The organism is Pseudomonas spirodelae, from assembly GCF_034653255.1.
In the GTDB taxonomy this organism is placed as follows: Bacteria; Pseudomonadota; Gammaproteobacteria; order Pseudomonadales; family Pseudomonadaceae; genus Aquipseudomonas; species Aquipseudomonas spirodelae.
Window position 1 is genome coordinate 173,720 of sequence record NZ_JAYEET010000055.1, and the last position, 19,309, is coordinate 193,028.

The 19,309-nt window shown below is 61.4% G+C and carries 14 protein-coding genes; 6 read left to right on the forward strand and 8 right to left on the reverse strand.

The annotated features are described in order from the left end of the window. Window positions 1-24: 24 nt before the first annotated feature. Window positions 25-1,269, reverse strand: coding sequence for a TIGR03862 family flavoprotein (locus SOP97_RS18850; protein ID WP_322950457.1), 1,245 nt, complete (start codon window positions 1,267-1,269; stop codon window positions 25-27). Window positions 1,270-1,383: 114 nt separating this feature from the next. On the opposite strand from SOP97_RS18850, the gene SOP97_RS18855 reads away from it, so the two are divergent. Beyond that, entirely contained in the window at window positions 1,384-2,517 is a 1,134-nt protein-coding gene (locus tag SOP97_RS18855) for an aminotransferase class V-fold PLP-dependent enzyme (RefSeq protein WP_322950458.1), read from the forward strand. A 13-nt stretch (window positions 2,518-2,530) separates the two neighbouring features. Here the strand turns inward: SOP97_RS18855 and SOP97_RS18860 are convergent, their stop codons facing one another. The 3 genes from SOP97_RS18860 to SOP97_RS18870 form a co-directional block, all read right to left on the reverse strand. Further along, the gene (locus SOP97_RS18860; protein WP_322950459.1) at window positions 2,531-3,373 is read right to left on the reverse strand and encodes a DMT family transporter; all 843 of its coding nucleotides are present in this window, start codon (window positions 3,371-3,373) and stop codon (window positions 2,531-2,533) included. A gap of 113 nt (window positions 3,374-3,486) precedes the next feature. Further along, a complete protein-coding gene (locus tag SOP97_RS18865; protein WP_322950460.1) occupies window positions 3,487-4,407 on the reverse strand; it encodes a histone deacetylase family protein in 921 nt (306 codons plus the stop codon). A 50-nt stretch (window positions 4,408-4,457) separates the two neighbouring features. Beyond that, window positions 4,458-7,001 carry an EAL domain-containing protein gene (locus tag SOP97_RS18870; protein ID WP_322950461.1) on the reverse strand — a complete coding sequence of 848 codons (2,544 nt, stop codon included), beginning with the start codon at window positions 6,999-7,001 and terminating at the stop codon, window positions 4,458-4,460. Between the two features lie 260 nt (window positions 7,002-7,261). Between SOP97_RS18870 and tesB the strand changes: the two genes are divergently transcribed. Continuing rightward, window positions 7,262-8,131 (forward strand): acyl-CoA thioesterase II, encoded by an 870-nt coding sequence (gene tesB / locus SOP97_RS18875; protein ID WP_274086351.1) that lies wholly within the window; start codon window positions 7,262-7,264, stop codon window positions 8,129-8,131. Next, complete coding sequence (locus SOP97_RS18880; protein WP_274086350.1) at window positions 8,128-8,715, forward strand: HAD family hydrolase; 588 nt, start codon at window positions 8,128-8,130, stop codon at window positions 8,713-8,715. Before tesB ends, SOP97_RS18880 begins: the two co-directional genes overlap by 4 nt. A gap of 44 nt (window positions 8,716-8,759) precedes the next feature. Here SOP97_RS18880 and SOP97_RS18885 read toward each other — a convergent pair whose 3' ends face one another. From SOP97_RS18885 to SOP97_RS18895, 3 genes are all read right to left on the reverse strand, one after another. Continuing rightward, complete coding sequence (locus SOP97_RS18885; protein WP_274086349.1) at window positions 8,760-10,676, reverse strand: methyl-accepting chemotaxis protein; 1,917 nt, start codon at window positions 10,674-10,676, stop codon at window positions 8,760-8,762. 146 nt (window positions 10,677-10,822) lie between these two features. After that, window positions 10,823-11,239, reverse strand: a complete 417-nt coding sequence (cueR, locus tag SOP97_RS18890) for a Cu(I)-responsive transcriptional regulator (RefSeq protein ID WP_322950462.1) — start codon at window positions 11,237-11,239, stop codon at window positions 10,823-10,825. 76 nt (window positions 11,240-11,315) lie between these two features. Further along, on the reverse strand, window positions 11,316-13,709 hold the full coding sequence (locus SOP97_RS18895) for a heavy metal translocating P-type ATPase (RefSeq protein WP_322950463.1): 2,394 nt from the start codon (window positions 13,707-13,709) through the stop codon (window positions 11,316-11,318). Window positions 13,710-13,914: 205 nt separating this feature from the next. Here SOP97_RS18895 and SOP97_RS18900 point away from each other — a divergent pair, with 205 nt between their 5' ends. Next, window positions 13,915-14,127 (forward strand): heavy-metal-associated domain-containing protein, encoded by a 213-nt coding sequence (locus tag SOP97_RS18900; protein WP_274086346.1) that lies wholly within the window; start codon window positions 13,915-13,917, stop codon window positions 14,125-14,127. Window positions 14,128-14,141: 14 nt separating this feature from the next. On the opposite strand, the gene SOP97_RS18905 is transcribed toward SOP97_RS18900, so the two are convergent. Continuing rightward, the gene (locus tag SOP97_RS18905) at window positions 14,142-14,768 is read right to left on the reverse strand and encodes a TetR family transcriptional regulator (protein WP_274086345.1); all 627 of its coding nucleotides are present in this window, start codon (window positions 14,766-14,768) and stop codon (window positions 14,142-14,144) included. A gap of 137 nt (window positions 14,769-14,905) precedes the next feature. Between SOP97_RS18905 and SOP97_RS18910 the strand changes: the two genes are divergently transcribed. Both SOP97_RS18910 and SOP97_RS18915 read left to right on the forward strand, forming a co-directional pair. Next, the gene (locus tag SOP97_RS18910) at window positions 14,906-16,045 is read left to right on the forward strand and encodes an efflux RND transporter periplasmic adaptor subunit (protein ID WP_274086344.1); all 1,140 of its coding nucleotides are present in this window, start codon (window positions 14,906-14,908) and stop codon (window positions 16,043-16,045) included. A 13-nt stretch (window positions 16,046-16,058) separates the two neighbouring features. Beyond that, window positions 16,059-19,187 (forward strand): efflux RND transporter permease subunit, encoded by a 3,129-nt coding sequence (locus tag SOP97_RS18915; RefSeq protein WP_322950464.1) that lies wholly within the window; start codon window positions 16,059-16,061, stop codon window positions 19,185-19,187. The last annotated feature ends 122 nt before the right edge of the window (window positions 19,188-19,309 follow it).

Below are 19,309 nucleotides of genomic sequence, written 5' to 3' on the forward strand. Positions count from 1 at the left end.
CGCTGGCGATTGCCTGCGGCGTTGTTATTCGACAGCGGGTTGCAGCCAGTTGAGCATGCCCAGGGCGGCGCGGCGACCGCTGGCAAAGCAGGCGGTGAGTAGATAACCGCCGGTTGGCGCTTCCCAATCGAGCATTTCGCCGGCGCAGAAGGTCCCTGGTAGTTGCTTGAGCATCAGGTTTGGGTCGAGCTGTTCGAAGGGCACACCGCCGGCGCTGCTGATCGCCTCATCCAGCGGGCGTGGGTGGATCAGGGTGATGGGCAGGGCTTTGATCGCCTGGGCCAGTTGCAGTGGATCATTGAAGCATTCGGCGCTCGCCAGTTCGCGCAGCAGGGCCGCCTTAACGCCGTCGATGCCGGCCTGGCGATGCAGGTGTTTGGCCATCGAATGTGCGCCGCGCGGTTTGCTCAATGCAATCTGCAGCTTGTTGAGGGGCGTCTGTGGCAGCAAGTCGAGGTGAACGATGGCGCTGCCATGTTGGTTGATGGTTTCGCGAATATCAGCCGACAGGGCATACACCAGGCTGCCTTCGATGCCGCCGGCGGTGAGCACGAACTCGCCCAGGCGCGGTGCTGCGCCGGCTAAGCACAGGCTGACATTCTTCAGCGGCGCGCCGGCAAACTTGTCGCGCAGAAACGGGCTCCAGGCGCTGACATCGAAGCCGCAGTTACTCGCTTGCAAGGGCGCGATCTGCACGCCGCGCGCCTGCAGCAGTGGCACCCAGGCACCGTCCGAGCCCAAACGCGCCCAGCTGCCGCCACCCAAGGCCAGCAGGGTGGCGTCAGCGCTCACCGCCTGCTCACCCGCCGGCGAGCTGATACGCAGTGCGCCCTGTGCATCCCAGCCCAACCAGCGATGGCGAGTGTGGATCTGCACGCCCAACTCACGCAGGCGCTTGAGCCAGGCGCGCAGCAGCGGCGCGGCCTTCATATCGGTGGGGAAGACCCGGCCTGAGGTGCCGACAAAGGTGTCGATGCCCAGGCCGTTAATCCAGGTGCGCAGGGTGTCGGCGTCGAAGTCCTGCAGCAGGTCAGCCACTTCAGCCTGACGTTGGCCGTAGCGGCTGATAAACGCCGGCTTGGCTTCGGCGTGGGTGATGTTCATGCCGCCGACCCCGGCCAGCAAAAACTTGCGCCCCACCGAGGGCATGGCGTCATACAGCGTCACCTGCACACCGCCTTGCGCCAGCACTTCGGCGGCCATCAGCCCGGCAGGGCCGCCGCCAATAATGGTGACAGTGCAGGCGTTGTTGAGGGGCGTCTGGGTCATGGCGGTGCGGTCTGGCGAGGGTGGTCGGCATTCTAACCGAGGCGGCTGTGACCTTGTCATTTTGCCGCGCTTCGGGCACGGTCGTGGGTACGCCTTTTCTGACTGGAGCGCCTTATGTCTGACCTTTATCCCAGCATCGACCCCGACGGCCTGATCGAGTATTCGGTGGTCTACACCGATCGCTCCCTCAACCATATGTCGCAGTCGTTCCAAGGCGTGATGAAGGACATCTCCAGCACCCTGAAACAGGTTTATAACGCCCACGCCATGGCCATCGTGCCGGGTAGCGGTACTTACGGCATGGAAGCAGTGGCGCGCCAGTTGGCCACTGGGCAGAAGTGCTTGGTGATCCGCAATGGCTGGTTCAGCTACCGCTGGACGCAGATTTTCGAGATGGGCCAGATACCGTCTGAGTCGATTGTGCTTAAGGCCCGTCCGGTTACTGAGGGCCACCAGGCGGCATTCAGCCCGCCGCCGCTGACCGATGTGCTGGCGACCATCGCGGCAGAAAAGCCGCAGGTGGTGTTTGCCCCGCACGTGGAAACCTCTTCCGGAATGATTCTGCCAGACGGCTACTTGCGCGCCGTGGCGGATGCCGTGCATGCCGTGGGCGGCCTGTTTGTACTCGACTGCATCGCCTCCGGCACTCTCTGGGTGGACATGCAGGCCTGCGGCATCGATGTGCTGATCAGCGCCCCGCAAAAAGGCTGGAGCGCTTCGCCGTGCTGCGCCCTGGTGATGCTCAGCGAGGCGGCTCAAGCCCGAGTTGAAGCGACGCAAAGCACCAGCTTTGCCTGCGACCTGAAGAAATGGCTGCAGATCATGCAGGCCTATGAGCAGGGCGGTCACGCCTACCACGCGACCATGCCCAGCGATGCCCTGGCGCGCTTTCGTGATGCCATGCGCGAGGCCGAGGCCATTGGCTTTAGCACCGTGCACAACCAGCAGCAGGAACTGGGCGATCGGGTGCGCGCCCTGCTGACCCGCAAGGGCTTTAAGAGCGTTGCCGCGCCTGGCTTCGAAGCCCCAGGGGTGGTGGTGTGCTACACCGACGATGGGCAGATCAAGAACGGCAGCAAATTCGCGGCTCAGGGCCTACAGATTGCTGCCGGCGTGCCGCTGCAGTGCGATGAGCCAGCGGATTTTCAGACCTTCCGTCTTGGCCTGTTCGGGCTGGACAAACTGGGCAATATCGAACGCAGTGTGGCGACCCTGGAGCAGGCGCTGGATAAGGTGCTGGCCGGCTAGCGCCGCTGCGTGTTTAAACGCGCCGGTGCTTGGCGCTAAGCACCAAGGCAATGCCGCCGAGCACCGCCGTGGCACTGAGCAGCAGGCGCAGGCTCAGTGCTTCATCCAGCAGTAGGCTACCGGCCAGCGCGGCGATGATCGGTACGCTGAGTTGCACACAGGCGGCCTGAAAGGCTTGCAGGCCACGCAGGGCGCTGTACCAGATGGCGTAGCCGACGCCGGAGGTCAACGCGCCAGACAGCAGTGCATAAAACACCCCAGCGCTATCCCAGCGGACCTGGCCAATCAGCAGGGCGCTGAGCAGCAGCGTCAGGGGCACCGTTCGCATAAAGTTGCCGGCGGTCGCCGCCAGCGGATCATTCACGCCGCGCCCTAATAGTGAGTAAATCCCCCAGGCTATGCCCGCTACGAGCATCAGCAGCGCGGCGGCCGTTGGCGGTTTGCTGGCACCCGGCAACAGCAGAATGAGCAACCCGGCGAACGCCACAAGCAGGCCAATGGTGCCCTTTAAATTCAACCGTTCGCCGCGATACAGGCCCCAGGCGAGCATGCTCAGTTGTACGGCGCCGAACAGAATCAGGGCGCCCGCACCGGCATCCAGGTTGATATAGGCAAAGGAGAACGCCGCGGCGTAAACAAACAATGCCGCCGCCGCAGGCCAGCTGCCGACGCTCGGCGTGTTGGCGCTACGCAGGCGCAGCAGTAGCCACAATGTCAGCGCGCCCGCGAGCAGGCGCAGGCTGGTGAAGCTGGCGGCGTCGATTTCAGTCTCGCGCAGCGCCAGCCGGCACAGCAACGAGTTACCGGCAAAAGCCAGCATGGCCAGGGCGGTCAGCAGTAAGGTTCGCATGCTCATGGTGTGTACACGGGCTCGGGGCTGATTATCTAAGCACAGCCGCGTCACTGCTGCTGATCGCGGATATGGTCGCTCGGTATGCTGTGTGTCGTTTCTGACGTGGGTGGGTGTGGCTAACCCAGCCCGCGTGCCTGCCAGACCTTGCTGGCGCTGTGATGCAGAATGCCGTGGCGTTTGGCCAGGGCCATACGATCTTTGTCGTAGCCGCCACCGATTACCCCGACCACCGGGATGTCACGGCCCAGGCAGTGATTGAGCACGGCGTCGTCGCGAGCGGCGATGCCAGCATCGGTGAGGTTGAGGTAGCCGAGGGCGTCGTGCTGGTGCACATCGACGCCGGCGTCGTAGAGCACGATGTCCGGCTGGTACAGCGGCAGCAGGTAGTTGAGGGTGTCGTTGACCACCTTGAGGTAGTCGTCATCGCCCATGCCGTTGGGCAGGGGAATGTCCCAGTCGCTGGCAGCCTTGCGTGCGGGGTAGTTCTTCTCGCAGTGCAGCGACACGGTGATCGCCTCCGGGGTGTTCTCCAGCAGGCGCGCGGTGCCGTCGCCCTGGTGCACGTCGCAGTCGAATATCAGCACGCGTTGGGCTTTACCGCTTTGCAGCAGGTACTGACTGATTACCGCCAGGTCATTGAAGATGCAGAAGCCGGCCGGGTGATCGTAGTGCGCGTGGTGAGTGCCGCCGGCCAGGTGGCAGGCCAGGCCGTTCTGCAGGGCCTGCTCGGCGGCCAGCAGCGAGCCGCCTACGGCGCGAATGGTGCGCTGCGCCAGGGCGGCGCTCCAGGGCAAGCCGAGGCGGCGCTGTTCTTCATACGCCAGATCGCCGCCGGCAAAACGCTGGATATAAGCCGGGCAGTGGGCCAGGGCCAGAACCTCGGGAGCGCAGAGTTCCGGGCGCAGCAGTTCGGCATCTGTGCGCAGGCCGCTGTCTATCAAGTGGTCGCGCAGCAGGCGAAATTTTTCCATGGGGAAACGGTGCCCGGCCGGGAAGGGCGGGCTGTAGTCATCGTGGTAGATCAATGGCAGTGGCATGCAACAACTCGCGCAGGCACCGCCTGGGTGCCGGCGGTTGTGGCGTGGGACTAGTTCTTTACGGCAACGCTTAACCAGGCTTCCAGGTCGGCGGCGGACAGGGGGCGCGAGAACAGGTAACCCTGAGCCACGTGGTAACCCTGGTCCGAGAGAATACGTTGTTGGCCGGTGGATTCGATACCCTCGGCGACAACGGTCAGCTGCAGGCTTTCGCCCAGACGGATCACCGCCTCACTGAGGGCGCGGTTGGTGGCGTCGTTTTCCAGGTCATGGACGAAGCTGCGATCCAGCTTGAGCTCCTGGATGGGCAGGCGGCGCAGGTAGCTGAGGCTGGAGTAACCGGTGCCGAAGTCGTCCATGGACAGCCGAACCCCCTGAGCATGCACGTCGTCGAGGGTCTTCATGGTGAGGGGGTTGGTGTCCATCATCACGCCTTCGGTGATTTCCAGGGTCAGATCGGTGGGCTGCAGGTTGTGCTGCTGCAGGGTGTTGGCAATCATCCCGGGCAAGTCGAGGTTGTGAAAGTTGGTCGGCGAAAGATTCACCGAAATAGCCGGAATTTTCAGGCCCTGACGCCGCCAGGCCGCGAGCTGCCGACAGGCCTCGCGCACGGCCCAGAGCCCAAGTTGGTTGATCAGCCCGCACTCTTCGGCCAGCGGAATAAAGCGCGCTGGAGAGATATCGCCGAATTGCGGATGGTGCCAGCGCGCCAGGGCTTCGACGCCGTAGAGCAGGCCATCTTTCATGCGCACTTGCGGTTGGTAGTGCAGGTGCAGTTGTTGTGTTTCCAGCGCTTCGCGCAGGGCCGTTTCGAGGGTCAGGCGCTCCTGAGCGAGCTGGTTGAGCTCATGGCTGAAGAAGTTGAAGCGCCCGCGCCCCTGACTCTTGGCCTGATACATGGCCATGTCGGCGCGGTGAATCAGGGTGCCCATGTCGTGGCCGTCGCTGGGGAACAGGCTGATGCCGATACTGGCGGATGGGCAGATGGTGCTGCCAGCCAGTTGGCAAGGCTCGCTGAGGGTCTGGCGTAATTGTTCGACCACGTCGGCGACATGCGCGCTGTCGCAGTTCGGCAGCACCAGGACGAACTCATCGCCGGACAGGCGTCCGACAATATCCGAGCTACGACGGTTGGCGCTGAGTCGTTGCGCCACCACGCGCAGCAGTTCGTCACCGGCGGGGTGGCCGAGGGAATCGTTGACCTGCTTGAAGCGGTCGAGGTCGATAAACAACACGCTCAGCTGCGCTTGGCTACGCTCGGCCTCGGCCAGTGCCTGGTCGGCCCTGGCGTGCAGCAGGCTGCGGTTGGGCAGGTTGGTCAGGCTGTCGTAAAACGCCAGCTGACGGATCTTGCTGCGGCTTTCCTCGCGCTGCAAGGCCAGCGAGCACAGGTGCACGATGACGTCGATCAGGCGCCGGTGGAAGGCGCTCGGGCCGCGTGGCTCGCGGTAATAAAAGGCGAAGGTGCCGAGCACTCGGCCGGCGTTGTCCTTGATCGGTGTCGACCAGCAACTGCGCAGGCCGATGGGCAGTGCTAAGCCTTTGAAGTCGGCCCACAGCGGGTCGTTGGCAATGTCGGTGACCAGCACACTCTCGCCCAGGTACGCGGCGGTGCCACAGGAACCGACGCCAGGGCCGATGGCCACGCCTTCCAGCGCTTTGCTAAAGGCCTTGGGCAGGCTTGGGGCCGCCAGCGGGTGAAGCAGACCATTGGGGCTGACGGCGAGAATCGAGGTGGTGATTTCCGGGGCAATCCGCTCGACTTCGCGGCAGGCCTTTTCCATCAGGCTTTCCAGCGGGTCTTCGCGCACGATCGCCTCAAGCATGCGGTTGTGCAGCACCTCATGCATTTTGGTGTGCGTGATGTCGGTGAACATGGCGACGGTGTTGCTGAGTGTGCCCTGGGCATCAAAGATCGGGTTGATCGTTACGTGGCACCAGGTGCGCTGGCCATCGGCGCAGTAGAACAGGGTTTCGCTATTGTGCGGCTGCCCGCTCGCGAGCTGGGCACGGATGCTCGTGATGTCATCGGGCGGCATATAGGGCGCGAGCAGGGTCGCCGGCTTCTTGTTGATGGCCTGTTCGGCCGAGTAACCGAACAGGTAGGTGAAACCGCTGTTGGTGTAGATGATTTCGCCGCCAGCGTCGGTGATCAGGATGGCGTTGTCGGTGCGATCGACCACCAATGACAGCAGCTTTAGCTGCTCATTTTGCTGGTGTTGTGCGGTTATATCCTTGACGAAGGCGGTATAGAGCACCTCGTCATTGGTCTCGATCTTGGAGATGGACATCGACGCCCAGCGCTGCGTGCCATCGGCGCGTTCTATATGCAAGGTGCGTGAGCTGCCGACAATCTTATTGATGCCGGTGCGGCGGTTAGCCTCGACATAACCATCATGGTGCGCACGCATATCCTGCGGCACCAGCAGCTTGACGTTCTGGCCGATCACGTCGCGGCGATCCAGCCCCCAGAGTTGCTCAGCGGCGCGGTTGAACAGCAGCACATTATTGCTGCTGTCGATGACCACCACGCTGTCGGCCGCCTGTTCTAAGGTTTGGATGAAGATGTCCGAGAGGTTGCGCGCAGAAGGCATGCTGATTCGCCATTACAAAAGAGTGGGGTCGAGTCAGGGCGGTCTGGGACTGTCCTCTCGGTATGCGAAGTACGCAAAAAAATCGGCAAGGTATCGTGGCTGAACGCCACCATCAAGGGGTAGTCGGCCTAAATGCAGGTTGTCGTGATCTGGATCAACGGGGCGGGCGGCTGCCCCGGTGCGGCGCTGGCGTCCTGCAATCGGGTACCATGTTTCGCCGTCGCGCGTGGTGATGCCCTGGGTTTAGAGGAGAGCGTTAAATGAGTCTGGTGTTGAATGAGTTGGTCGCCCTGCTGAGCCTGGAAACCATTGAAGAGAATTTATTTCGCGGCGTGAGCCAAGACCTCGGTTTTCGTCAGCTATTCGGTGGCCAGGTACTCGGCCAGTGCATCTCGGCGGCCAGCCAGACGGTCGAAGCCGAGCGCCATGTGCACTCTATGCACGGCTACTTTCTGCGCCCTGGCGATGCCACGTTGCCGGTGGTCTATCAGGTCGAGCGCGTGCGTGATGGCGGCAGTTTCAGTACGCGACGGGTGACGGCGATCCAGAAGGGCAAGCCGATCTTTACCTGCAGCGCCTCCTTTCAGTTCGATGAAGAAGGCTTTCATCACCAGGATTTGATGCCCGATGTGCCGGGGCCCGAAGGGCTTAAGTCGGAAACCGAGCTGGCGCTTCTGATCGCTGATGCCTTGCCCGAGCGTATGCGTGAGCGGGCGGTGAGCGACAAACCAATCGAGATCCGCCCGGTGACGGTGGGCAACCCTTTTGCGCCGAACCCCTGTGAGCCGGTCAAGCACGTGTGGTTCCGCGCCGCCGGTGAGCTGCCCGATGACCCGCAACTGCACAAATACTTGTTGGGGTATGCCAGCGATTTCAATTTGCTGACCACCTCAATGCTGCCGCATGGCGTGTCGGTGTGGCAGAAGTTTATGCAGGTGGCCAGCCTCGACCATTCGCTGTGGTTCCACGGCAACCTGCGCATGGATGACTGGCTGCTCTACAGCATGGACAGCCCGTGGGCCGGCAATGCCCGTGGTTTTGCGCGCGGCAGCATTTTTAATCGCCAGGGCCAGCTGGTTGCCTCGGTGGCGCAGGAAGGCTTGATTCGTCTGCGGGAGGACTGGAAGTGAGCCTCGCGAGCGCCCGTCACTGGGTCTTCGACATGGACGGCACCCTGACGTTGGCCGTGCATGATTTCGAGGCGATCAAGCGCGCTCTGGATATTCCGCTGGCCGAGGACATTCTCGGCCACTTGGCCAGCCTGCCTGAGGCGCTGGCCGCCGCTAAGCATGCCTGGTTGCTGGAGCATGAGCGCGAACTGGCGTTGGCCTCCGAGCCGGCACCGGGGGCGATTGCGCTGGTGCGTGAGCTGCGCGAGCGCGGTTGCCGCCTGGGTATCCTCACCCGCAATGCCCACGAGCTGGCGCTGCTGACCCTGCGTGCGATTGGCCTGGACGACTGTTTTGCCGTGCCGGACGTGATTGGCCGCGATGAAGCGCCGCCCAAGCCTGATCCGGGCGGCCTGCTGCATTTTGCCAAAACCTGGCAGGTGGCACCCCGCGAGCTGGTGATGGTGGGCGATTACCGCTTTGACCTGGAGTGTGCCCGCGCGGCGGGTGCGCGCAGCGTGCTGGTCAACCTGGCGGAAAACCCCTGGCCAGAGCTGGTCGATCATTTCGCGGTGGATTGTGCTGCATTGCACCGGGTGATTTAGCGGGGATGTCAGTCGTTACATCCGCCGCCATATCGTCTCAGCTGTCAGTGGTACTTGAACTGGCCCACTAGGTTTTGCAGATCAATGGCCAGTCGTGCCAGTTGGCTGCTGGCCTGCGCGGTTTGCCCAGCAGACTCGGTGACCCGGTCGGCGACGTCGTTGATGTTGACCACGTTCTGGTTGATTTCATCCGACACCGCACTCTGCTCTTCGGCAGCGCTGGCAATTTGTGCATTCATGTCATTGATGCTGGTCACCGAAAGGGTGATCTGCTCTAGAGCGACGCTGGCTTGCTGGGCCTGCGCGACACTGTCGTGAGCCCTTGCCTGGCTTTGCTGCATGGCGGCCGCGGCTTCGCTGGCGGCGCTTTGCAACTGTTCAATCACTGTTTGGATCTCACCGGTGGATTGCTGAGTGCGCGAGGCGAGGGTGCGTACCTCGTCGGCCACCACCGCAAAACCACGGCCTTGCTCGCCAGCGCGTGCAGCTTCAATGGCGGCATTAAGGGCCAACAGGTTGGTTTGCTCAGCCACCCCGCGGATCACCTCCAGCACACTGCTGATGCTTTTGCTGTCATCTTGCAGGCGGGCGATCACCTGGGTGGCGCGTTCAACATCGCTGGCGACTGCACCAATCGCACTCACGGTAAGGCCCACGACCGTCTGCCCCTGCACCGCTTGTTGGTCGGTGCTCTCGGCTGAGCGCGCGGCCTGTGAGGCATGGCGGGCAACTTCCTGCACGGTGGCCGTCATTTCGTTCATGGCCGTAGCCACTTGCTCGATTTCGCCACGCTGGTTGGCCAGATCGCGGTTTAGCTCTTCGGTAATCGCTGACATTTCTTCGGCTGCCGAGGCCACTTGGGTGGTGGAACCCGCGACGTTGGCGACCAGCATGCGCACTTTTTCCGCAAAGTTGTTGAAGGCCAGCGCCAAGTCAGCCACTTCATCACTGCCATTAATCGGCAAACGTCGGGTTAGATCGCCTTCGCCAGCCGCAATATCGCGCATGGCGGCTGCTGCGGCACTTATGGGCTGAACAATGCTGCGTGCGATCAGCGTGGCCAAAATCAGGCCAACCGCCAGTGCGATAGCCGCCACGATCAGGGCGCTAGTGCGCGCACCAGAGAGCGCATTGGCGTAGTAGCTGCGGTCCATGGCAATTTCCAGCAGGCCGAGAGGCTTGCCGGAGAAGTCTTTTACTGGCGCGGCAAAGACGGCGACCGAGCGGCCGTCAAGTTCGGTCTGAATGGCCACGTTCTGGCCGCTGAAGGCTGCTTCGCGCTGGGTGTTGGACAGCAACTGCGAATTGCTGAATGTACTGGCGAATGAGCTGTATTGGCCGGATGACTCCCGCAGCATCATGGCCACATCAACGTTGTAGCGTTGCTTGAATGATTCGAAGAACGGTTGCCCGAATGACAAACCGAATTCGACTGAGCCGACATGGCGGCCATTTGCCTGGATCGGTGCTAGACCGCGAATACCCAAGCCGGCGACACCGGCTTCAATGCCGTTCAACGGGCGGTGCTGGGTATTGACCTGAACCACCGTCTGGCGAATGGACGATAAATCGTCGCCAAATTTTGCAGGTTCGTGCACGCGCAAAAATGAGGTGGCTGGCGGCTGATGAAATTGGAACTGACGCAAGTCGTAATGTTCTTTCATGTTCGCATAGCCGGGTACGAACAAGTCTGCGAGGCGTGCGCGATCACCATTGGCCATGGCCTGTTGGACATCGGGAAGGCCGGCCACTAACGCTGACAGGCGTTCGGACATCACCGCTTCCGACGCGATTGCTGTGCTGATGTTATTGAACAAACCGCGCAGTTCGCGTTGCTCGGCCTCGGCGATTACATTGTTGAAGCGGCTTAAAAAGACGCTCACTAGAACGGCGACCGTGAGGGCAAGCAGCAGCACGAGGCTGATGGCGATGCGTTGGCCAATTTTTATATTGCTGAACATGGTTGATGCCCTAGGTGATGACACCAACCGGCGTCATGGCTTGTCGAATTGAAAGTGCCAGGCACTTAGGCGCAATAGGCAAGAGATACTCGTCGACCATAGAGAGGAAAACCTTTAGCAGCGAATGCGGATATCCGACAGGCGGTCTATGAGCGGTTTGAGTCACGCTCGCAGGTGCGCCCGGCCAGATCCCTGAGGATCGGGCACTCCGGGCGGTCGTCGCCTTGGCAGTTATCCATCAACTCTTTGAGCGTGTCGCGCAGGTCGCTGAGTTCGCTGATCTTGCGTTCCAGTTCATCAATATGCGTGGCAGCCAGGGCTTTGACGTCGGCGCTGGCGCGTTGGCGGTCCTGCCATAGGGCCAGCAACTGGCTGACTTCGGCGAGGGAGAAGCCCAGATCGCGCGAGCGCTTGATAAAGGCCAGGCGGTGCAGGTCCTGTGCGCTGTACTGGCGGTAGCCGCTGTCCGTACGGGCGGCAGCGGGCAGCAGGTCGATGCTTTCGTAGTAGCGAATCATCTTGGCGCTGAGGCCGGTTTTCGTTGCCGCTTGGCCAATGTTCATGTGGACTCCTAAGGTTGTTTAGGTGGTCGAGGACGTGCTCGCGCCACACGCCACAGATGGTGCGGACACGTCTGGGCTATACAGGACCATCACTCTTCGGCTTCCAGGTTTTCAACAGCAGGGCATTGCTCACCACGCTGACGCTGGACAAGGCCATTGCGGCGCCGGCCAGCATTGGGTTGAGCAAGCCAGCGGCCGCGAGCGGTATGCCGATCAGGTTATAGGCGAAGGCCCAGAACAGGTTTTGGCGGATTTTGTTGTAGGTGCGTTTGCTGATGTCCAGAGCGTCGGCGACCAGGCGCGGGTCGCCACGCATCAAGGTGATACCGGCGGCATGCATGGCCACATCGGTGCCGCTGCCCATGGCGATACCGACATCGGCGGCGGCCAGCGCCGGCGCATCATTAATGCCGTCGCCGACCATGGCCACGACGGCGTCTTTTTTCAGCTCAGTGATGATTGCAGCCTTATTGGCTGGCAGCACTTGAGCATGTGCGGCGGTAATGCCGAGGGCTTTTGCCACGGCATCGACGCTGCCTTTGTTGTCGCCACTGATCAAGTGGCTGGCGATACCTTGTGCAGTCAGCGCGCTGATGGCGTCTGCCGCGCCCTCCTTGAGTATGTCACCGAAGGCAAACAGGCCCAGCACCTGCGGTTGTGGCGCCAGCTCCACGAGCCAGGACAGGGTGCGCCCTTCGGCCTCCCAGGCCAGCGCTTCGGCGACTAGCGTTTGATTCTGCAGCCAGTGTTCTTCCAGCAGGCGCTTGTTGCCCAGAGCCAACTCGCGCTCGCCAATCCGCCCGGCAATACCGCGCCCGGCCAAGGCTTTGCTGTCGCTAACCTCGGCCAGTGTCAGCTGTTCTGCCGCACATTGGTCGAGTACCGCCTTGGCCAGTGGGTGTTCGCTACCGCGTTGCAGCGCGCCCGCCAGTTGCAGCAGTTGCTGGGTGTCGCCGTCGACGGCCTGCAGGTGGGTGATGCGTGGTGAGCCTGAGGTCAGGGTGCCGGTCTTGTCGAATGCCACCAGGCTGACTGAGTGGGCGACGTCTAAGGCTTCGGCATCTTTGATCAAAATGCCGTGACGCGCGGCCACCCCGGTGCCCGCCATGATGGCGGTAGGCGTGGCCAGGCCGAGGGCGCAGGGGCAGGCAATCACCAGCACCGCCACGGCGTTGAGCAAGGCCGTTTCAATGCCTGCGCCGAGCGCCAGCCAGACCACCAGTGTGGCCAGGGCAATCAGTAGTACGCTGGGCACGAAGATGCGGCTGACCTTATCCACCAGCTTCTGGATGGGCGCCTTGGCGGCTTGGGCGTCTTCGACCAGACGAATGATCCGCGACAGTACGGTTTCCGCACCGAGGGCGGTGGTTTCGATCAGCAAGCGTCCTTCGCCGTTGATCGCCCCGGCGGTCACCGTGTCTCCGGGCTGTTTGGGTTGCGGCAGGCTCTCACCGCTGATGAGTGCCTCGTCGGCGTGGCTGCGGCCTTCTACGACCTGCCCATCGACAGGGAAGCGCTCGCCCGGCTTAACGACAATGCGGTCGCCCAGCTGCAGTTCGTTGAGGGCCACCCACTGTTCGCTGCCATCGCGCAGGCGCAGGGCGCGCTCCGGGCGTAACGCTTGCAGGGCACGGATGGCGCTGCTGGTTTGGCGTTTGGCGCGGCTTTCCAGGTATTTGCCCAGCAGGATCAGGGTAATGATCACGGCCGAGGCTTCGAAATACAGATGCGGCATGCCGCCGGTCGGCGTCACGGCCCATTGATAGAGGCTCAAGCCATAAGCGGCACTGGTACCAATGGCGACCAGTTGGTCCATGTTGCCGGCCTTGGCGCGCAGTGCGTTCCAGGCGGCGCGATAGAAGCGTGCGCCGAAGATGAACTGCACCGGGGTGGCGAGGGCGAACTGCGCCCAGGCGGGTAACATCCAGTGCAGCCCGAAGGGCGCGACGAGCATGGGGATGACCAGCGGTAGGGTCAGCGCGATGGCTAAAAGCAGCATCCAGCGCTCGCGCTGCAGCGGTTTGCTGGTGCCGGCGGGTGCGTTTTGTGTGGCGCTGAGCTGGCTGGCTTGGTAGCCCGCTCGGCTGACGGCCTGCAGGAGTGCATCCAGATCAGTGCCGTGGAGTACCTGCAATTGCGCGTGTTCAGTGGCCAGGTTGACGCTGACTGACATCACGCCAGGCTGCTGCGCCAGTGCGCGCTCGATGCGGCCGGCACAGCTAGCGCAGGTCATGCCGCTGATGGCCAGTTCGAGGCGTTCGCTGGGCACCTCATAGCCGGCCGCAGTGACGGCTGCAACCAGTTGCTCCAGGCTTTCGGCTGGTGCTTCGAGGCGTGCCCGTTCGCTGGCCAAGTTGACGCTGACCCCTGTGACCTCGGGCACCTTGGCTAGTGCGCGCTCAACGCGGCCGGCGCAACTGGCGCAGGTCATGCCGCGGATCGGCAGATCGAAGGTGGTGAGAGTAGACATGCGACGGTCTCCGTTAGGTTTCGTAACATAATCAACCTTGCCACCTTGGTAGGGTCAAGCGCTGTTTTGTGGGGTGCCATACCTGGCGCGCCTAAGACCCTGCTGTGCAGGGTTAAAAATGTCCGGGGCATTTTTATGGCTTGACCTGACCCCGTTGGGAGGGAGGACACTGTGCCCCTTAACAGGTGAATTCAGGTGATTAGTGATGCAAGCAACACGCGTTCATACATTTCGGGTCGAAGGCATGACCTGTGATCACTGCATTAAAGCGGTAACCGAGGCCGTGCTGGCCCGTGATGCGACCGCAGATGTGCGGGTGAAGCTGCAAGGTGGCGAGGTGACGGTGGGTAGTAGCCTGCCAAGCGATCAGCTGATTATTGCGATTGCCGAAGCTGGCTACAGCGCCGGTCTAGCCTGATCAGTATTGGGAAGTTATTGGGCTGGCCAGTCACGGACCAGCCCACGAAAGCAGGCATTGATCATGGGCGCGGTGTCCTGCAGTGGGTCGAAGAGCCCGGGGTCACGCAGCCAATCGTGAAACAGGCCGACAATTAATGCATGTACCGACCGCGCTGCCAGGCGCGGACTGAGCCCCGGGTACAGGCGCAAGCGGACCGACGGGCTGCTGAACTGCTGCTCACAGAGTTCGATAAACAGGTTGATAAAGCTTTCGTGGCGCTCTTCGGCCTCGCGTAGCTCTTCGGTAAATTCACACCTGCGCAGCAAAATGGTGAAGATCCGGCGCCTTTGTTGATCACGCGCCAGGTTCGCGATGGCCTCGATGCACAGCTCGCGCAGGGTTATTAGCGGGTCGTGAGCAGGGCAGCCGCGCATTCGCTCGGTCAACTGCTCAGGCGGTAGGCGTACTTGGCCGAGCATGGCGTTGAACAGGTCGGCCTTGTTGGCAAAGTGCCAATACACCGCGCCGCGCGTCACCCCCGCATGCCGTGCTATGTGCTCCAGGCTGGTGTGCGCCACGCCTTTTTCTAGAAACAGCGTTTCGGCGGCTTCAAGCAGAGCCATTCGGGTCTTTTCGGCATCTTCTTTGGTTCTGCGCATGGCAGCAGGCGTATTTCTGGCTAGGCTGAGCACAAAGTGTAATGAAGTTAAGGGCAATGTTCTATTTACAAGCACTTGTGTATGTAACTAGCATTGCCGGCCCACATGCTGCGCCCTGCGTCCTTTCGGAGACATCCATGCTTTTTCCCCGTCATCTGCCGGCGCTTGCCGGTTCCTTGTTGCTGGCTGTTCTGGCATCCCCGCTGTATGCCGCTGACGCCCCGCCCGCGCCTGAAGTAGTGGTGGAAACCGTAAAGGTCGAAGCATTGCCGCTGGAGTTTGAATACTCCGCCCGCACGGCCGGCTTTCGTGAAGTTCAGGTGCGCGCTCAGGTCAGTGGGATTCTGCAGGAACGCACTTACCTAGAAGGTAGCGCGGTGAAGAAGGGCCAGGTGATGTTTCGCATCGACCCGCGTACTTACCAGGCCGCACTGAGTCGGGCCAAGGGTGCACTCGCGCAGGAGCAAGCGCGCTATCGGCAAACCGAGCGTGATCTCAAGCGTATCCGTGAGCTGCAGAAGAAGGGCTTTGCCAGCGAGAGCGAGCTGGACAATGCCATCTCCAATTTCGAGCAGAGCAAGGCGAATATCCAGGCCGCCGAGGCCGAGGTGCTGTCCAAGCAGATCGACCTCGACTACACCACGGTGAAGGCGCCCATTTCTGGTATTACCAGCAAAGAAACTGTTTCCGAAGGCAGTTTGATGGTCGCTGGCGATCCGAATGCCAGCCTGCTGAGCAATATCACCCAGCTGGATCCGATTTACGTCAACTTTGCGGCGCCCGACTCCGATGTGGCCAGTGTCCGCAATGGCCTGCAGAACGGCAGCCTGATGCTGCCTGAAGACGGCAAGATGAGTGTGAAAATTACCCTGGGCGACGGTAGTGTTTATCCGCTGGAGGGCAAGGTGGACTTTACCGATAGCCTGGTGGATCGCGGTACCGGTTCGGTCAGTGCGCGCGCCGTCGTACCTAACCCTGAGCAGAAGCTGCTACCCGGTCAGTTTGTCCGTGTACAGGTTAAAGGCCTAAGCCTGCCTAACGCTATGACCCTGCCTGAGCGCGCGGTTGCCCAAGGCCCTGCCGGCACCTTTGTTTATGTGGTCGACGACGCGGGTATTGCGCGCATGCGCCAGGTCACCACGGGCCATACGGCCAAGGGGCGTTGGGTGATTGTTTCCGGGATCAGTGAAGGTGATCGGGTGATCGTCGAAGGGTTGGCCAAAGTTCGCCCGGACAGCCCGGTCAGTATTGCTGCCCCCGCAGCCAGCCAGTCTTAAGGAGCGTCCCCAGGTGATCTCACGCTTCTTTATCGACCGCCCGGTATTTGCCGCGGTTATTTCCATCCTATTGGTGCTGGCCGGCCTCATGGCCATGCGTGCATTGCCTATCGCCCAGTACCCGCAAATTCTCCCGCCGCAAGTGTCGGTAAGCGCCAGCTATGCCGGTGCGAGCGCCCAAGTAATTGCCGAGACGGTCGCCGCACCGCTGGAGCAGTCGATCAACGGCGTTGAAGGGATGATTTACCAGCAGTCCAACTCCGGCGGCAACGCCATGAGTCTGTCGGTGTATTTCGAGGTTGGCACTGATCCAGACCAGGCCACCATCGACGTCAACAACCGGGTGCAGGCCGCCTTGGCAAAGTTGCCGGAAGAAGTGCGCCGTCAGGGCGTAAAAGTGCAGAAGAAGTCTTCGGACATCCTGCAGGTCGTGACCCTGTATTCGCCGGATGGCTCGCGTGATCCGGTGTATATCAGCAACTACGCATTGATTAACGTGATCGACGAACTCAAGCGCCTGCCGGGCGTGGGCGATGTCAGCCAGTTCGGCTCGAAAGACTACTCCATGCGCATCTGGCTGCGTCCGGACAAGTTAGCCCAGTTCAACCTGACACCGACCGATGTGGTTAATGCGATTCGTGAGCAAAACTCGCAGTTCGCCGCCGGCAGCTTCGGCCAGCAACCACTCAAGCAGGAGCAGGACTTCACCTACACGGTGACCACCCAGGGCCGCTTTACGGATCCGCAAGAATTTGAAAACGTCATCCTGCGTACCGATGAAACCGGTGCCAGCCTGTTGCTCAAGGATGTCGCGCGGATCGAACTGGGGGCGCAGGACTACTCGCTGATGACCTCGCTCAACGGTCAGCAAAACGCGGCGTTTGGTGTGTACCTGCAGCCGGGCGCAAATGCCCTGGATACGGCTGAGGCGGTCAGCACAACCTTGGCGCGCCTGTCGAAGACCTTCCCCAGTGGCATGACCTACAAGGTGCCGTACGACACCACCAAATTCGTCCGGGTGTCGATTGATGAGGTGATTTACACCTTCTTCGAAGCACTGGTCCTGGTGGTCTTGGTGGTGTTCCTCTTCCTGCAGAATTGGCGCGCTACGTTGATCCCGGTACTGGCGATTCCAGTCTCGTTGATCGGCACCTTTGCCGGTATGTACATGCTCGGCTTCTCGATCAACCTGCTGACCCTGTTCGGCATGGTACTGGCCATCGGTATCGTGGTGGACGACGCCATTGTGGTGATCGAGAACGTTGAGCGGGTAATGGCCACCGACAAGGTAGGGCCGCGTGAGGCCACCATCAAAGCCATGGAGGAGGTAACCGGCCCCATCATCGCCATTGTGCTGGTGCTCTGCGCGGTATTCGTGCCGGTGGGCTTCCTCGGCGGCCTGGCCGGGGAAATGTATAAACAGTTCGCCATCACCATTGCCGTGTCGGTGGTGATCTCCGGCATTGTTGCCCTGACGCTAAGCCCGGCACTCTGTGCCTTGCTGCTCAAGCCCGGGCATCACGAACCGGCGGCACCGTTCCGTGCCTTCAACCGCGTTTTTGACAAGCTGACCAATGGTTACACCGCGGGCGTACGTTTCTTCCTCAAGCGCACGGCGGTTGGTTTGCTGCTGTTTGGGGGGATGATTGCGCTGATGGTCGTGCTGTTTAACCGGGTGCCCAGCTCCCTGGTGCCCAGTGAAGACCAAGGTTATGTGATCAATGCCTACTTCCTGCCGCCTGCTGCTTCGTTGACCCGCACCGAGAAACTCACCAGCGAGGTGACCCAGCAGTTGATGGCGCATCCGGCGGTGGAGAACGTGGTGACCTTTGCCGGCTTCGACATTCTCTCCTCCGGTACCCGCAGCAGTTCGGGGGTGTCCTTTGTGCCGCTCAAAGACTGGAGCGAACGCACCACGCCGGAACTGGATGCGCGCAACTTAACGCGTGAGTTCATGGGCATGGCATCGTCGCAAAAAGACGGCGTGATGATGAGCTTCAACCCGCCGCCGATCACTGGTATGAGTACCACCGGCGGTTTTGAAGGCTATATCCAGGACCGCAGTGGTGGCACTACCGCTGATTTGGCGAGCAAGGTGCAGGCTTTCCTGGCCGCTGCCGCCAAACGCCCTGAGTTGGCAGGTGTACAAAGCACCTTTAGCGCCAACGTGCCGCAGTACTTTATTGATCTGGATCGCACTAAAGCGCGCGCGCTTGGGGTGACTGTGAGTGACGTGTTCACCGCCATGCAGGCCACATTCGGCAGCTACTACGTCAATGACTTCAGCCTGTATGGCCGCACGTTCCAGGTCAGTCTGCAGGCTGAGGCGGAATTCCGCAGCAAGCCCGAGGATCTGTCCCAGGTCTATGTGCGTGCGGCCAGTGGTGAGTTGGTATCGTTGGCCAGTTTGGTCAAGGTCGAACGTATTCTCGGCCCGGATACCTATGCACGCTTCAACGTCTACCCCGCCGCGAAGATCCTTGGCGGGCCGGCGCCTGGTTACAGCTCGGGCCAGGCGCTGAGCGTAATCCAGGAGGTTGCGAACGAAGTGCTGGGCAGCGATTACAGCATTGGTTGGACCGGTTCGGCTTACCAGGAAGTGGCGTCTCAGGGTTCTGGCAGCAGTGCCTTTATCTTCGGCCTGATCATGGTGTTCCTGATCCTCGCGGCGCAGTACGAGCGTTGGACCTTGCCACTGGCGGTGATCACTGCAGTGCCGTTTGCGGTATTCGGTGCGATTCTCGCGGTATGGCTGCGCGGTATCGAGAACGATCTGTACTTCCAGGTCGGCCTTCTTACGCTGATCGGCCTGGCGGCGAAGAACGCCATCCTGATCGTCGAGTTCGCTGTGCTCAACCGACACAATGGCATGGGTATCTTCGAGTCGGCGCTGGAGGCCGCGCGTTTGCGTTTCCGTCCGATCATCATGACGTCGCTGGCCTTTATTCTCGGTGTTGTGCCGCTGGCAATTAGTACGGGGGCGGGCTCTGCCAGCCGTCACTCGATTGGCACTGGCGTCATCGGCGGTATGCTGGCGGCAACCTTCCTGGCAATCTTCCTGATCCCGATGTTCTACATGCTGGTGGAGTCATTAGCGGAAAAAATCGGCAAAGGCCGGAAGAAAGCCGACTCAGCAGTTTGATCTCTGCGCCCTGTCACGGGGCTAGCAGGGCGTAGCCCGGATGCACTCCGGGAGCGCTCTGTGAGGCCGTAACCCGGTGTTTTTTCCGGGTTACGGTAGCGGATAGCCCCCTATTTAATCTG

Coding starts and splice junctions, on each gene's coding strand:
- SOP97_RS18895 (WP_322950463.1), bottom strand. CDS start 13,709: ATGTCTACTCTCACCACCTTCGATCTGCCGATCCGCGGCATGACCTGC.
- SOP97_RS18850 (WP_322950457.1), bottom strand. CDS start 1,269: ATGACCCAGACGCCCCTCAACAACGCCTGCACTGTCACCATTATTGGC.
- SOP97_RS18870 (WP_322950461.1), bottom strand. CDS start 7,001: ATGCCTTCTGCGCGCAACCTCTCGGACATCTTCATCCAAACCTTAGAA.
- SOP97_RS18855 (WP_322950458.1), top strand. CDS start 1,384: ATGTCTGACCTTTATCCCAGCATCGACCCCGACGGCCTGATCGAGTAT.
- SOP97_RS18905 (WP_274086345.1), bottom strand. CDS start 14,768: ATGCGCAGAACCAAAGAAGATGCCGAAAAGACCCGAATGGCTCTGCTT.
- SOP97_RS18885 (WP_274086349.1), bottom strand. CDS start 10,676: ATGTTCAGCAATATAAAAATTGGCCAACGCATCGCCATCAGCCTCGTG.
- cueR (WP_322950462.1), bottom strand. CDS start 11,239: ATGAACATTGGCCAAGCGGCAACGAAAACCGGCCTCAGCGCCAAGATG.
- SOP97_RS18865 (WP_322950460.1), bottom strand. CDS start 4,407: ATGCCACTGCCATTGATCTACCACGATGACTACAGCCCGCCCTTCCCG.
- SOP97_RS18910 (WP_274086344.1), top strand. CDS start 14,906: ATGCTTTTTCCCCGTCATCTGCCGGCGCTTGCCGGTTCCTTGTTGCTG.
- SOP97_RS18860 (WP_322950459.1), bottom strand. CDS start 3,373: ATGAGCATGCGAACCTTACTGCTGACCGCCCTGGCCATGCTGGCTTTT.
- tesB (WP_274086351.1), top strand. CDS start 7,262: ATGAGTCTGGTGTTGAATGAGTTGGTCGCCCTGCTGAGCCTGGAAACC.
- SOP97_RS18900 (WP_274086346.1), top strand. CDS start 13,915: ATGCAAGCAACACGCGTTCATACATTTCGGGTCGAAGGCATGACCTGT.